General features: G+C 65.7%; 13 protein-coding genes. 4 read left to right on the top strand and 9 right to left on the bottom strand.

The window, feature by feature from the left end; genetic code table 11:
• Nucleotides 1-167 precede the first annotated feature (167 nt).
• Together U5768_RS18070 and U5768_RS18065 are read right to left on the bottom strand one after the other, a co-directional pair.
• Complete coding sequence (locus U5768_RS18070; RefSeq protein ID WP_322031747.1) at nt 168-533, bottom strand: response regulator; 366 nt, start codon at nt 531-533, stop codon at nt 168-170.
• A 261-nt stretch (nt 534-794) separates the two neighbouring features.
• Nucleotides 795-1667 (bottom strand): NAD(P)-dependent oxidoreductase, encoded by an 873-nt coding sequence (locus U5768_RS18065; protein ID WP_322031746.1) that lies wholly within the window; start codon nt 1665-1667, stop codon nt 795-797.
• A 136-nt stretch (nt 1668-1803) separates the two neighbouring features.
• Here U5768_RS18065 and U5768_RS18060 point away from each other — a divergent pair, with 136 nt between their 5' ends.
• Both U5768_RS18060 and U5768_RS18055 read left to right on the top strand, forming a co-directional pair.
• Complete coding sequence (locus U5768_RS18060; protein WP_322031745.1) at nt 1804-2613, top strand: Mut7-C RNAse domain-containing protein; 810 nt, start codon at nt 1804-1806, stop codon at nt 2611-2613.
• Nucleotides 2614-2730: 117 nt separating this feature from the next.
• A complete protein-coding gene (locus U5768_RS18055; protein WP_322031744.1) occupies nt 2731-3015 on the top strand; it encodes a hypothetical protein in 285 nt (94 codons plus the stop codon).
• A gap of 73 nt (nt 3016-3088) precedes the next feature.
• On the opposite strand, the gene U5768_RS18050 is transcribed toward U5768_RS18055, so the two are convergent.
• Nucleotides 3089-3298, bottom strand: coding sequence for a hypothetical protein (locus U5768_RS18050; RefSeq protein WP_322031743.1), 210 nt, complete (start codon nt 3296-3298; stop codon nt 3089-3091).
• A 447-nt stretch (nt 3299-3745) separates the two neighbouring features.
• On the opposite strand from U5768_RS18050, the gene U5768_RS18045 reads away from it, so the two are divergent.
• Nucleotides 3746-4669, top strand: a complete 924-nt coding sequence (locus U5768_RS18045; RefSeq protein WP_415913931.1) for a DMT family transporter — start codon at nt 3746-3748, stop codon at nt 4667-4669.
• A 449-nt stretch (nt 4670-5118) separates the two neighbouring features.
• Here U5768_RS18045 and U5768_RS18040 read toward each other — a convergent pair whose 3' ends face one another.
• From U5768_RS18040 to U5768_RS18015, 6 genes are all read right to left on the bottom strand, one after another.
• Nucleotides 5119-5886 (bottom strand): SIR2 family NAD-dependent protein deacylase, encoded by a 768-nt coding sequence (locus tag U5768_RS18040; protein ID WP_322031741.1) that lies wholly within the window; start codon nt 5884-5886, stop codon nt 5119-5121.
• Nucleotides 5887-6162: 276 nt separating this feature from the next.
• Complete coding sequence (gene glmS / locus U5768_RS18035) at nt 6163-7989, bottom strand: glutamine--fructose-6-phosphate transaminase (isomerizing) (RefSeq protein WP_322031740.1); 1827 nt, start codon at nt 7987-7989, stop codon at nt 6163-6165.
• A 72-nt stretch (nt 7990-8061) separates the two neighbouring features.
• Nucleotides 8062-9423 carry a bifunctional UDP-N-acetylglucosamine diphosphorylase/glucosamine-1-phosphate N-acetyltransferase GlmU gene (glmU, locus tag U5768_RS18030; protein WP_322031739.1) on the bottom strand — a complete coding sequence of 454 codons (1362 nt, stop codon included), beginning with the start codon at nt 9421-9423 and terminating at the stop codon, nt 8062-8064.
• A gap of 202 nt (nt 9424-9625) precedes the next feature.
• Nucleotides 9626-10597, bottom strand: a complete 972-nt coding sequence (gene ttcA, locus U5768_RS18025; protein WP_322031738.1) for a tRNA 2-thiocytidine(32) synthetase TtcA — start codon at nt 10595-10597, stop codon at nt 9626-9628.
• Nucleotides 10598-10600: 3 nt separating this feature from the next.
• Nucleotides 10601-10996, bottom strand: coding sequence for a dihydroneopterin aldolase (locus U5768_RS18020; RefSeq protein WP_254318755.1), 396 nt, complete (start codon nt 10994-10996; stop codon nt 10601-10603).
• A 209-nt stretch (nt 10997-11205) separates the two neighbouring features.
• On the bottom strand, nt 11206-12024 hold the full coding sequence (locus U5768_RS18015) for an SDR family oxidoreductase (RefSeq protein WP_322031786.1): 819 nt from the start codon (nt 12022-12024) through the stop codon (nt 11206-11208).
• A gap of 19 nt (nt 12025-12043) precedes the next feature.
• Between U5768_RS18015 and U5768_RS18010 the strand changes: the two genes are divergently transcribed.
• Nucleotides 12044-13291, top strand: a complete 1248-nt coding sequence (locus U5768_RS18010) for a class I SAM-dependent methyltransferase (RefSeq protein ID WP_415913928.1) — start codon at nt 12044-12046, stop codon at nt 13289-13291.
• Nucleotides 13292-13293: the final 2 nt, after the last annotated feature.

The following is a 13293-nucleotide window of genomic DNA, read 5'->3' as shown; positions in this document are numbered from 1 at the left end:
CCGATGCAAAACCTCCGGACGAAAAAAAGCCCGCCAAATGTTTGGCGGGCTGAATCCATATCAGAGGAGACATGGAGGAGACAGAAACGAGTATATCGACTAGCGTGATGCAATGCAACATGTAAAGTAGTGCGCACCCTGAATGTTGCATCATAACAACACATTTATCATTGCCCGGTCATCGAGAGGATAAACATCAACTGGTCGAGCCCCACTGGCCGCACGAGATGCACATCGAAGCCCGCTGCGAGCGCCTCGTCGCGATGGCGCGATTCGCCCCAACCGGCGAGAGCGATCAGGAGCGGAGTTCGCTCGCCGCTCACCGCGCGCAAACGCCGCACGATCGTTCCGGGCGCGTCGTGCGCGAGCGAGAGCGCCACGATCGCCACGTCGGGCGCGCCGCGCGCGGCGAGATCGAACGCCTCTTCCAGCGTGCGGGCCAAGGATACGCTATAGCCCAGATCGGTCAGCAAGGTGCTGAGACCGTCCAGCGACTTCTCGTCGTTATCGGCGATCAGGATGCGCGTCTCCATCCGCCGTTCTCCTACCCTGAGGTGGCCTCGCAATCAGTTCCGGCTGGACCTGGTGCGTGCCCTGTCGTCGTCTTCGGTTCCCCGTCCCACATCGCGGCCGGCGCCGCAAACGCGCACGCCTTCCATCGAGATGCGCCACATTGTGCTCAGCGGCGCGCCGCGTCTTTGTGCGTCACCGAGCGGTCGCCTGAAGATTTTGGGCGCAAACCGACTGCGAACGTTCGCCGCACCTCATTGGCCCGTTCGTTTTACGCAGACTGATCAGCCGCGCCCAGCACGCCGCGCAGCCACTTTGCCGAGCACCGCGAAATCGCGCTCGCCGTCGCCGTGCGCCACCGCTTCGAGCAGACTGTCCCGCAGCACGCTCGCGAGCGGCATGGGCGTGGCGGCGGAGTCGGCGGCGGCCAGCGCGAGCCGCACGTCCTTCAGGCCGAGGCGCGCCTTGAAGAGTGCCGGCTCGTAGCGCCGCTGCGCGATCATGCCGCCGTAGCCGGCATACACCGGGCCCGGAAACGGGCCGCCCGTCACGACGTCGAGAAAATCGCGCATCGCGACGCCGTAGCCGTCGAGCAGCGCCGCGGCCTCGCCGAGCGACTCCACGGCCGAAGCCAGCATGAAGTTCGCGGCGAGTTTCATCACGTTCGCCTGCTGCGGCTCTGCGCCCACGCGCCACGTCTTCTGACCGATGGCGTCGAGAAGCGGCTGCACGCGGTCGATCGCCTCCGCAGCGCCTGCCGCCATGATCGTGAGTTTCGCCGCCTGCGCGACGTCCGGACGCCCGAGCACAGGCGCCGCCACGTAGTGCAAGCCCCGCCCGGCATGCGCCTGCGTCAGCGCCTGGGCCAGTTCGACGGAAATCGTCGCCATATTCACGTGCACGAGACCTTGTGGCGCGTGGTCGAGCAGCGTCGCATCGATGACTTCGCGCAGCGCCGTATCGTCGGCGAGCATCGAGATCACGGCGTCGCCCGTGAACGCCTCGTCCGGCCTGCCGACGATGCGCGCGCCCGCGTCGGCAAGCGCCCGCGCCTTCGCCGCCGTGCGGTTCCACACGCGCACCGTGTGGCCCGCCTTCAGCAGATTGCCGACCATCGCGCCGCCCATTTCGCCAAGACCGATAAATCCGATGTCCATCGCCTGCTCCTTGCATGAAAACGCGGGGAAATCCGGGAAAGGTGCAGTACAGCACAACGCGGGCCGCGCTGCAGGCGGCGCCCGCGTCGCCCGTGCGCCCGCACGCGCTCAGGCGCGCGGTGCGATACTGCTTTGCATGGTCACCGCCACCTTCCGCTTTTACGAGGAGCTGAACGACTTTCTTGCGCGGCCGCTGCGCCGGCGTGCGTTCAGTTGCGCCTGCGCGCGCAACGCCACGGCGAAACACATGATCGAAGCGCTCGGCGTGCCGCATACGGAAGTCGAGCTGATCCTCGTGAATGGCGAATCAGTGGGATTCGAACATCCGCTCGCGGACGGCGACCGCGTGGCGGTCTACCCGAAGTTCGAGGCTCTCGACATCCGGCCGCTGCTGCGCGTGCGCGACGCGCCGCTGCGCGAACTGCGCTTCGTCGCCGATGCTCATCTCGGCGGCCTCGCGCAACTCCTGCGGCTGGCCGGCTTCGATACGCTCTACGACAACCACTTCCCCGACGACGAGATCGAAGCGCTCGCCGCCGCCGAGCACCGCATCGTTCTCACGCGCGACCGCGAACTGCTCAAGCGACGCAGCATCACTCATGGCTGCTATGTGCGCGCGCTCAAGCCGCGCGCTCAGGTCCACGAGATTTTCGAGCGCCTCGACCTCGCGGCGAGCGCGCGGCCGTTCCGGCTCTGCCTCATGTGCAACGCGCCGCTGCGGCCGATCGAGCGCGCGGCCGTGCGCGAGCGTGTGCCCGCCGGCGTCTACGACCGGCAGACGCGCTTCGTGACCTGCGATGTCTGCCGGCGGGTGTTCTGGGAAGGCTCGCACTGGCAGCGCATGCGCACGCTGATCGACGGCCTGACGCGCCGCGCGGACGAAGCGCCCACGGCACACGACCGGCACAACGGCCATGAAGGGCCGGAAGGAAACACGGGCGCCTGACGGCATTCGCGGGTACGCGCCGCGGCGCAAAGGCGTTCGATAAGCCCATAGCCGCGATGGACGCGCGCACGCGTTTGCGTACAATGCGCGCCACCGCCCAACACCGGAGCACGACACATGGCCATGAAGAAAACCGACCTTGAGAAGAACAAGGCGCTGAAACTGATGCAAGCGACGAACAAGAGCGGGCCCGACCGCTTCGGCAAAGGCTCGGCGCAACCGGCGCTGGACCGCCGCGAACAGCGCAAGCTCGACCAGGCGCAAGGGCTCGTGCCGTTCGCGTGCAAGCTCAACGCCGATCTCGTGGAGAAGCTGAAAGCGCGCGCCGAGGGTCACCCGGGCGGCGTGAACGGTCTGCTCGCCGAATTGCTCGAAACCGCGCTCGCAAACGACGCGTCCTGAAACGCTCACCCGCGGCGAGCGCAAAAAAAAAGCCAGAGCAGATGCTCTGGCTTTTTTACGGCTGAAGGGGGCTTTAGTTAGCCTGGCCCTTGTCTGCCGTGCCGGCGGCCGATGCGCCTTCCGACACAGCGGCGCGCTTGCCGTGGTGCTTGAGTTGCTTGTGTTGCTTCTTGGCCTTGGCCGGTGCGCTGGCTGCAGCGGGAGCCGAAGCGTCTTGCGCGAATGCCTGAGCCGTAACCAGTGCGAACGATGCTGCGATGAGCGAGGCGAGAATCTTTTTCATCTGTTGTTCCCCAAACCTGACAAATAATGACCGGCACGTTGTGAATTAGAACAGCCTGAAACGGCGAAACGATCCGCTTGCCGATCTGGGCGGGCGTTTCGCGCGAAGCAGTATTACGCAGCGTAGGGCGTTTGTCATCCGCTAATGGGCCGGTGTATTTTCCGGGAGACAATTCCCTTTCAATTCGGATACGATCGCGATTTACGCGTTCGTTTTCTGGCAGCTCGTTGTCTTTTCACGTAATACGCTGAATAGGCCTTTCCCGCGCAAGTTCGGGCTGGATTGTCGCCCGGTTCGGTTGCAATCGCGAGAAAATGGGCAACCTGTCCTTGCGCAACGGGGCGCGCCGCGCGCCACCCGCCGAAAACGTTGCCGCCCCCGTTCGCCGCGAAAAGAGATCTCCGCTTGCAATCCGCTACCCGCCGCCACCTGCGCGCCAATCTGCTGATGCTGACCGCCGCCCTCATCTGGGGCTCCGCGTTCGTCGCCCAGCGCCTGAGCCTCGACGCCATCGGCCCGTTCCTGTTCACCGGCCTGCGTTTCCTGCTGGGCGCCGGCGTCGTCGCCACTTTTATGCTTGCGCGCCGCCGCGCCAGCGCGCGCCGCGCTGCGAGCAGCAACAATGCGGCGGCCCCGGCGCTGTTCAACGCCGCGCTCGTGCGCTCGGGCACCGTGCTCGGCCTCGTGCTGGCCGTCGCCATCTCGCTTCAGCAGATCGGACTCGGCTACACGAAGATCGCCAACGCGGGCTTCATCAGTTCGCTCTACGTCGTGATCGTGCCGATGCTGGGCGTGCTGCTGCGCCATCGCACGGGAATCGGCACGTGGGTCGGCGCGGCGCTCGCTGCGGTTGGGCTCTACTTCCTCAGCATCAACGAGCATTTTTCGGTGATGTACGGCGACTGGTATCAGCTCGGCTGCGCGCTCGTGATTTCCGTTCAGGTCATGCTCGTGGGCCACTACGCGCCGCGCCACGATCCGCTCGCGCTTTCGATCGTACAGTTCGTCGCCTGCGGCGTGGTGTGCTTCGCCATCGGGCTCGCGTGCGAACCGCTGCGCGCGGCCGACATCGTGCGCGCCGCGCCCACCATCCTCTATGGCGGCGCGCTTTCGGTGGGCATCGGTTATACGCTGCAGGTCGTCGCGCAGCGCGACGCGGCGCCCGCGCACGCCGCCGTGATCTTCAGCATGGAGGGCGTGTTCGCGGCGCTCGCGGGTTGGGCCGCGCTCGGCGAAACGCTCACACCGCGCGCGCTTGCCGGCTGCGCGCTCATGCTTGCCGGCTTGCTCGCCTGCCAATTGCTGCCCGCCTGGCAAGCACGCCTGCGCGCCCGTCAGCGCGCGACCACACAGCCCGCCGAAACGGCGTAAAACTCCACACGATTTTCCGGCGCTGACATCGCGCGCTGCGGTTCTTGTGAACGAATGGCGTCGCTCTCGAGCGACGCCATTTTTTTCGTGTGGATAACGCGTGATTGCGCGGCGCCGAAGCCAGGTTATCCACGCTCACCTCTGGACAACCTGGGGACGACCTGGCGAACGACCTGTGGATCACTTCTTGATAACCAGGCGCCAGGCGTTGCGGCCTGAAAAGTTATCCCAGGTGCTCGCAGCGCGTACAAGCTTTGTCCGCATGGCTATCCGTTTTGCAGCGATATGAACCGTCAGGCAATTTTCCTGTTGTCCACAGTTAATGCCAGGACTTGTTAACTGCTACTACTTATAAATATAAATACTGAAAAGACTATGGGGAAACGCCCGACGCTCGCTGCGCTCGCGTGCTGCGCATTCGCGCAAAACCATTCCACGCTGGGTCGGCGTTACTCGCCCGCCATCATCCGTTCGATAGTCGGTTCGAGATCGAGCAAACCGACGGTCGCGGGCTTGGCCTCGACCACTCCGAAACACTCCGTGCGGCGCGGCGCGGGATCGACGAGGAAATTGCGCGCGTAATCCCCGCAACGCTCCGGCGGCAAAAGCCGTTCAGGCGGAATCACTTCGAACGCCGTTCCCACGGCGATGAAGAGATCGTCCGGCGTCATATCGCGCTGAATGCGCCAGAGCGTTTCGTACTCGGGCGCGGCCTCGTTGAAGAACACGACGCCGGGCTTCACGCCCTCCGCCTGCCCGCACGACGGACAAGCGGCTTGCGGATCGAGCGCGCGGCCGGAGGCGGGAAACCGGTAGTCGCAGTCGGTGCACAAAAGCGAAATCATGTCGCCGTGCAGATGCGTGACCTGGCGCGCGCCGGCCTGCTCGAGCATGTCGTCGATGTTCTGCGTGACGAGGTGCACGCGCTCCGTGCCCCAGGTGTCCTGCCACTTCGCGAGCCGTTGATGAGCGGCGTTGGGGCGCGCGTCGCCGCACTCGGCAATGCGCTGGTTGTAGAAACGGAAAACCGCGGGCCGGTTGCGGCGCCACGTGAGGTAGTTGCAGACCTCGTCGATGTTCGCGTGGGACCAGATGCCGTCGCCGGTGCGGAACGTCGAAATGCCGCTCTCCGCCGAAAGGCCCGCGCCGGAAAACACGAACAGGCGGGGGAGCCTGCCGGACTGCCCCGGTTGCCGGGATTGCGCCACGTTTGCCACTTTTCGCCTCCTTGATCGAACGGCGACATTATGACCTTACGGCGATGTTTCGGCTGAGGTGCGCAAGGGCGGACACGCTCAGGGGCCCAAGAAGGGGGCTCAGGGGCGATGCAGGGCATCCGGGCGGCCCGGCGTATGCAGCGAACCGCGGCGGCCGCATGGGCGGCCTCACAACGCTTCCGCGCGATCGGAAAAATAATCGGCCAAATAAAAAGGGGATGCCGCAATGGCATCCCTCTTTCACAACACCGCCAAACGATCAGCGCGCGACGAATCTCACTCCACCGTCACCGATTTCGCGAGATTGCGCGGCTTGTCCACATCGGTGCCGCGCACGCACGCCGTGTGATACGCGAGCAGTTGCAGCGGCACGACGTGCAGGATCGGCGAAAGCAGCCCGTAGTGCTCCGGCATGCGGATCACGTGGATGCCGTCCTCGCTCGTGATGTGCGTATCGGCGTCGGCAAACACGTAAAGCTGGCCGCCGCGCGCGCGCACTTCCTGCATGTTCGACTTGAGCTTTTCGAGCAGCGCGTCGTTGGGCGCCACCGTCACGACGGGCATCGCCTCCGTCACGAGCGCGAGCGGCCCGTGCTTGAGTTCGCCCGCCGGATACGCCTCGGCATGGATGTACGAGATTTCCTTGAGCTTGAGCGCGCCTTCGAGCGCGATCGGGTAATGCAGCCCGCGTCCGAGGAACAATGCGTTTTCCTTGCGCGCGAACTCCTCCGACCACGCGATGATCTGCGGCTCCAGCGCGAGCACGCCGTTGAGCGCCGCCGGCAGGTGGCGCAGCAGCTTCAGGTGCGCGGCTTCCTGTGCGCCGTTCACATGACCGCGCAGCTTGCCAAGCGTGACTGCGAGAATGAACAGGCCCACGAGCTGCGTGGTGAACGCCTTCGTCGACGCCACGCCAATCTCGCGCCCCGCGTGCGTGAGGAACCTGAGTTCGGTGAGGCGCACCATCGCGCTCGTCGCCACGTTGCACACAGCGAGCGTGTGCTCCATGCCGAGCGATTGCGCGTGCTTGAGCGCGGCGAGCGTGTCGGCGGTTTCGCCCGACTGCGAGATGGTCACGACGAGCGCGCGCGGATTCGGCACCGACTCGCGATAACGGTATTCGCTCGCGATCTCGACCTCGGTGCGGATCTTCGCGACCGATTCGAGCCAGTACTTGGCCGTCAGGCCCGCGTAATAGCTCGTGCCGCACGCAAGAATCAGAATGCTGTCGATGCCCTTGAACACCTCGCCCGCGTTGTCGCCAAAGAGTTCGGGCGTGAAGGCGTCGGCGGCGGGAATCGTGTCGGAAATCGCGCGCGGCTGTTCGAAGATTTCCTTCTGCATGTAATGGCGATACGGGCCGAGATCGACCGCGCCGCCGTATGCGCCATAGGCCTGCACGTCGCGCATTTCGCGCGTCACGATGTTGCCCGCGCGGTCGGCAATGCGCACGCCTTCCAGCGTGATCTCGCACACATCGCCCTCTTCCAGATAGCTGATGTGTTCCGCGCTGCCCGCAATCGCGAGTCCATCCGACGCGATGAAATTTTCGCCCTTGCCATAGCCCACCACGAGCGGCGAACCGGCGCGCGCGCCGACCACCGTATGCGGCTGGCTCTTGTGCACCACGCCGATCGCATACGCGCCCGCAAGCTGCTGCACGGCCGCGCGCACGGCGGCGAACAGATCGCCTTGATAAAGGCTGTGGATCAGGTGGGCGATGACTTCGGTGTCGGTCTGCGAAACGAATTCGTAGCCCTTCGCGCGCAGCATGTCGCGCAGCGACTCGTAGTTCTCGATGATGCCGTTGTGCACGATCGCGAGCGTGTCGCGCGAGAAGATCGGATGCGCGTTGTTCACCGTGGGCGCGCCGTGCGTGGCCCAGCGCGTGTGCGCGATGCCGGTCACGCCTTCGAAGCGCGCCTCGCGCACCTGCTCGTCGAGTTCGGCCACGCGCGCGACGCTGCGCACGCGCTGCGGGCCGTCGGCCGTCACGACGGCCACGCCGCACGAGTCGTAGCCGCGATATTCGAGGCGCCGCAGTCCTTCGATGAGGACGGGAACGATGTTACGTTGCGATACTGCGCCGACGATGCCGCACATGGATTCGATCCTTTGCAATGAGAGGCGTGGGCGCCGCGCCTTTTTTGGGCAGCGGCGCCGGGTTTCAACCGTTCACTTCCTGTTCTTGACCGGGCGAACGTAGCCGGTTTTCGCGATCTGCGTTTTCTCGTTGAGCACGAGCGTGGCTTCGGGCACGTCCTTCCACACCGTCGTGCCCGCCGCGATGGTCACTCCGCGGCCCACGCGCACGGGAGCGACGAACTGCGTGTCCGAACCCACGAACACGTTGTCCTCGATGATCGTGCGGTGCTTGTTCGCGCCGTCGTAATTGCAGGTGATGGTGCCCGCGCCGATGTTCACGCCCGCGCCCACATCGGCGTCGCCCACGTAGCTCAGGTGATTGGCCTTCGAGCCCACGCCGATGTTCGCGTTCTTCACTTCGACGAAGTTGCCCACGTGTACGTCGTCGGCGAGCTTCGCGCCCGGGCGCAGCCGCGCATAGGGACCTAGCACCGCGTTCGCGCCAACCGTAGCGTTTTCGATGTGCGTATACGCGTCCACGCGCGTGCCCGCGCCGATCGACGCGCTGCGAATCACGCAGTTCGGGCCCACGCTCACGTTGTCCGCCAGCGTCACCTCGCCTTCGAACACGCAGTTCACGTCGATGAACACGTCGCGCCCGCACGTGAGCGAGCCGCGCACGTCGATGCGCGCCGGGTCCGCGAGCGTCACGCCCGCCACGAGCAGCGCATCGGCCACGTTGCGCTGATGCACGCGCTCGAGTTCCGCAAGCTGCTGCTTGCTGTTCACGCCGAGGGTTTCCCATTCGTCGTCGGGCTGCGCGGTCACGGCCGGATGACCGGCGGCGATCGCGGCTTCCACGACGTCGGTGAGGTAGTACTCGCCCTGCGCGTTGTCGTTCTTGAGCGCCGAAAGCCAGCCCGCGAGCGGCGCCGTAGGTGTCACGACGATACCCGTGTTGATCTCGGCGATCTTGCGTTGCGCTTCGTTCGCGTCTTTCTGTTCGACGATGCGCACGACCTTGCCCGCCGCGTCGCGCACGATGCGGCCATAACCGTTCGGGTCGTCGAGCGTGACGGTGAGGATGCCGTAACCATTCGGGCCTGCCGTATCCACGAGGCGCTTGAGCGTCGAGGCGCGCGTGAGCGGCACGTCGCCATAGAGGACGAGCGTGGGCACGTTCGCGTCGAGCAGCGGCAGCGCCTGCGCGAGCGCGTGGCCCGTGCCGAGCTGCTGCGCCTGCACCGCGAACTGGACGTCGGGCGCGCCAACGGCTTCGCGCACGGCCTCGCCGCCATGGCCGACCACGACCACGAGCCGCGTGGGCGAAAGCGTGCGGGCAGTATCGATGACGTGCGAGAGGAGCGGCTTGCCGGCGAGCGGATGGAGCACTTTCGGCAGCGCGGAGTGCATGCGTTTGCCCATGCCTGCCGCGAGGATCACGATGTTCATTGCATCGGTGACTGGATGAGGGATGAAGCGGCCGATTTTAGCATGCGGGATATCCCCGACCCGCCGGCCACGCGGGCGCTCGCGCTCCGATAAACACTGTTTTACAACTGCTTTTCAGAGCAATCGGTCCGAAATGAAAAACGCTCCGATGCGGGGTCGGAGCGTTTAAGAAAAATCGCGGAGCCGGCCTGGAACGCGCGGCCTATAGATCGTCGAGCGGCGTGAACTTGATGGCCGTACCTTCCGCGGGCGCCGGGTCGGTGGAGCACGGCTCCTCGTCGAACGCGATATCGCCCGCCGGATCGGCCACGCCCGTCGCGCGCAGGCCAGCGAAGTTGAACAGGTTCGCGTCCATGAGGTGCGAGGGCACGACGTTGCCGAGCGCGTTGAACATGTTCTCCACGCGGCCCGGGAAGCGCTTGTCCCATTCGCGGATCAGCGCCTTCATTTCCGCGCGCTTGAGGTTCGGCTGGCTGCCGCACAGGTTGCACGGAATGATCGGGAATTCGCGCAGCACCGCGTACTTCTCCAGATCGGTTTCCTTCACGTACGCGAGCGGACGGATCACCACGTTCTTGCCGTCGTCCGACTGGAGCTTGGGCGGCATGCCCTTGAGCTTGCCGCCGTAGAACAGGTTCAGCAGCAGCGTCTGAAGAATGTCGTCGCGATGATGGCCGAGCGCGATCTTGGTCGCGCCGAGTTCGCCCGCCACGCGGTAGAGAATGCCGCGGCGCAGGCGCGAGCACAGCGAGCACGTCGTCTTTCCCTCGGGCACGAGGCGCTTGACGATGCTGTACGTGTCCTGGTTCTCGATGTGATACGGCACGCCCACCTTGTCGAGGTACTCGGGCAGCACGTGCTCCGGAAAGCCCGGCTGCTTCTGGTCGAGGTTCACGGCCACGATGTCGAAGTGAATCGGCGCGCGCTCGCGCAGGCGCAGCAGCACGTCGAGCATCGCGTAGCTATCTTTGCCGCCCGACAGGCAGACCATGACCTTGTCGCCGTTCTCGATCATGTTGTAGTCGCCGATCGCCTGACCGACCTGACGCACGATGCGCTTGAACAGCTTGTTGTTCTCGTAGGCTTCCTTCTGCTCGCGGCGCGTGAGCGCCTGGCGGCCCGTTTCTTCGGTCGCGGCGTCCTCGCCAACGGGTAGCGTTTCGGGGGCGTTCATGAATCAGTCCTCTTTGATGCGAAAGACCTCGACGCCCACTGCGTCGCAGTCCGGATAAACGTCGGGCTTCTCCGTCGAGACGCGCACCGCGCGCACGAGTTCGTGCGAGAGCAGCGCCGCGGCGAGATCGTCGCAGAGCGTCTCCTGTAGATGGATGTGGCCTTTGCCCACGCGTTCGGCAACGGTCGAGCGCATGAAGTCGTAATCGACGACTTCGCGCAGCTTGTCCTCGTGCGGCGTGGTCGAAGCGAGCGGCACGAACAGATCGACGTTGATGACGACGCGTTGTTCGCCGCGCTTTTCGAACTCATGCACGCCGATGTTGATATGCACTTCGTAGTCGCGCAGGAAGAGCCGGCGGCAATCGGCGAGCCGGGGGTGAAGCAAAACGGTGGACATACAGGTTCCAGTCGATAAAAGCGTGCGTTCTCTCGCACGTATGCCGGCGCGTCGCGCCCGGCGGGTCGTTCAGCCGGTCTGCAAAACCGCTCGTGCGCGGCGGCTTGCGTTCCTTTGTATTCGTCAGCACCGCGAGTTTGCAGGTTTGCACCCGGCGGGCTATGCATTTAGTTGCAAATATGGCTGCAACCAGCGGGCGGCGTAACCGTTCAGCCGCCCGTCAAAAACATCACGTCGCGCGGCAGCGGCACCAGGTGCTGGCCGCCGTCCACGACGAGCGTCGTGCCCGTCACGCCGGAAGCCCGCGCGAGATACAGCGCGGCTTCCACGAGATCCGCAGGCCGCGACGCGCGCTTGAGCGGCGTGACCTGATGCGCGGCGGCGAAGCTCTCCAGCGTCTGGTCGCCCGACTGCAGCGTGAGACCGGGCGCGAGCCCCACCACGCGCACCTTGGGCGCCAGCGCCTGGGCGAGCGCGACGGTGGCGTTCTGCAACGCGGCCTTCGTCAGCGTGTACGACAGATAGTCGGGGTTCATGTTGTACAGCTTCTGGTCGAGCACATTGATCACGCAGGTGCGCAGCGTCTCGTCGTTCACGGCCGCCTCGGGCGTCGCCTCGAACAGCATGCGCGCGAGCACGAGCGGCGCGCCCACATTGATCGCCATGAGCTGCAGCAGCTTCGTGTAGCCCACGTCGCGCGCGGTGTCCTCGTCGAAGCGCGAGGCATTGTTGAGCACACACGCGGGACGACCGAGCGCCACCGTGCAGTCCGGCACGAGCCGCGCCACCTGAGCCTCGTCGCCGAGGTCGGCGTGCAGCGCCACGGCCCTGCGGCCCATTGCGGCGATCTGCTCGACGACTTCGGCGGCGGCCTCCCGCGACTCGCCGTAATGCACCGCGACGTCCCAGCCGCGCGCCGCAAAGCCGAGCGACAGCTCGCGGCCGATGCGGCGTGCCCCGCCCGTCACCAGCACCACGGGCGCCGCCATGTCGGAATTGGGGCGCGATCCTTTGCCGGAGGCGCTCATGTCGGCGTCAGCCGGGCGAATGCCGGGAGTTGCGCTCATTTACAATGCCGGGATGAATCCGAAAGCTCACGAACCCGATAGTTTACCTGTTCCCGAGCCGATCGCGCTCGCGCAGTCCGAGGCGCTCGCGGCCACGCTGCGCGCCGAGATCGCATCGGCGGGCGGGTGGCTCCCGTTCGACCGCTACATGGAGCGCGCGCTCTACGCGCCGGGACTCGGCTATTACAGCGGCGGCGCGCGCAAATTCGGCCTTTTCGCCGAAGACGGCAGCGACTTCGTGACCGCGCCCGAGCTTTCCCCGCTCTTTGCCGCGACGCTCGCGCGCGCCGTGGGCGAAGCGCTCGCCGCCAGCGGCACGCAGCGCCTGATGGAGTTCGGCGCGGGCACCGGCCGCCTCGCGGCGGGCGTGATGCTCGCACTCGAAGCAGCAGGTGTGACGTTCGAGTCCTACGCCATCGTCGATCTCTCGGGCGAGTTGCGCGAGCGCCAGCGCAACACCATTGCGCAACTCGCGCCCGCGCTCCTGGATCGCGTGACATGGCTCGACGCGCTGCCCGCACAGTTCGAAGGCGTCGTGATCGGCAACGAGGTGCTCGACGCCATGCCCGTGCGCCTCTTCGCGCGCAAGGACGCCGTGTGGCACGAGCGCGGCGTGAGCGTGAACGCGCAAGGCGCCCTCGCGTTCGCCGATCAGCCCGCGAATTCCGGACGCGACGCCAACTGGGCAAACGGCGCCCCCGAGAGCGCGCTAGCGGGCGTGGAAGGCAGCGAAGACTACGTGACCGAAACGCACGAAGCCGCTCTCGCGTTCACGCGCACGGTTTGCGCGATGCTTAAGCGCGGCGCGGCGTTCTTCATCGACTATGGATTTCCGCGCCATGAGTACTACCATGCGCAGCGCGAGCAAGGCACGCTGATGTGCCACTACCGGCACCGTGCGCACGGCGACCCATTTCTCTACCCCGGTTTGCAGGACATCACGGCGCACGTGGAATTCTCGGGCATCGCCGAAGCGGGCGTCGAAGCGGGCGCGGACCTGCTCGGCTACACCACGCAGGCGCGCTTTCTGATGAACGCGGGCATTACCGACGTACTGAGCGAAATCGATCCGCGCGATGCGCAGCGCTTCCTGCCCGCCGCGAACGCGGTGCAGAAACTCGTTTCCGAAGCGGAGATGGGCGAGCTATTCAAGGTGATTGCGTTTTCGCGCGGCATCGACGAAACCATCGCGGCGTTCGCGCGCGGCGACCGCAGCCACACACTCTGACG

The organism is Paraburkholderia sp. J76 (assembly GCF_905220295.1).
In the GTDB taxonomy this organism is placed as follows: Bacteria; Pseudomonadota; Gammaproteobacteria; order Burkholderiales; family Burkholderiaceae; genus Paraburkholderia.
Note: the sequence above shows the minus strand (reverse complement) of the source record. Positions and strands in the feature narration are given on the sequence as shown.

Excerpts from the sequence above, each read along its gene's own strand:
- U5768_RS18020 (WP_254318755.1), bottom strand. The coding sequence starts at position 10,996 with ATGTCCACCGTTTTGCTTCACCCCCGGCTCGCCGATTGCCGCCGGCTC.
- U5768_RS18070 (WP_322031747.1), bottom strand. The coding sequence starts at position 533 with ATGGAGACGCGCATCCTGATCGCCGATAACGACGAGAAGTCGCTGGAC.
- glmS (WP_322031740.1), bottom strand. The coding sequence starts at position 7,989 with ATGTGCGGCATCGTCGGCGCAGTATCGCAACGTAACATCGTTCCCGTC.
- ttcA (WP_322031738.1), bottom strand. The coding sequence starts at position 10,597 with ATGAACGCCCCCGAAACGCTACCCGTTGGCGAGGACGCCGCGACCGAA.
- U5768_RS18055 (WP_322031744.1), top strand. The coding sequence starts at position 2,731 with ATGGCCATGAAGAAAACCGACCTTGAGAAGAACAAGGCGCTGAAACTG.
- U5768_RS18045 (WP_415913931.1), top strand. The coding sequence starts at position 3,746 with ATGCTGACCGCCGCCCTCATCTGGGGCTCCGCGTTCGTCGCCCAGCGC.
- U5768_RS18010 (WP_415913928.1), top strand. The coding sequence starts at position 12,044 with ATGCCGGGAGTTGCGCTCATTTACAATGCCGGGATGAATCCGAAAGCT.
- U5768_RS18050 (WP_322031743.1), bottom strand. The coding sequence starts at position 3,298 with ATGAAAAAGATTCTCGCCTCGCTCATCGCAGCATCGTTCGCACTGGTT.
- U5768_RS18015 (WP_322031786.1), bottom strand. The coding sequence starts at position 12,024 with ATGAGCGCCTCCGGCAAAGGATCGCGCCCCAATTCCGACATGGCGGCG.
- U5768_RS18060 (WP_322031745.1), top strand. The coding sequence starts at position 1,804 with ATGGTCACCGCCACCTTCCGCTTTTACGAGGAGCTGAACGACTTTCTT.
- U5768_RS18065 (WP_322031746.1), bottom strand. The coding sequence starts at position 1,667 with ATGGACATCGGATTTATCGGTCTTGGCGAAATGGGCGGCGCGATGGTC.
- glmU (WP_322031739.1), bottom strand. The coding sequence starts at position 9,423 with ATGAACATCGTGATCCTCGCGGCAGGCATGGGCAAACGCATGCACTCC.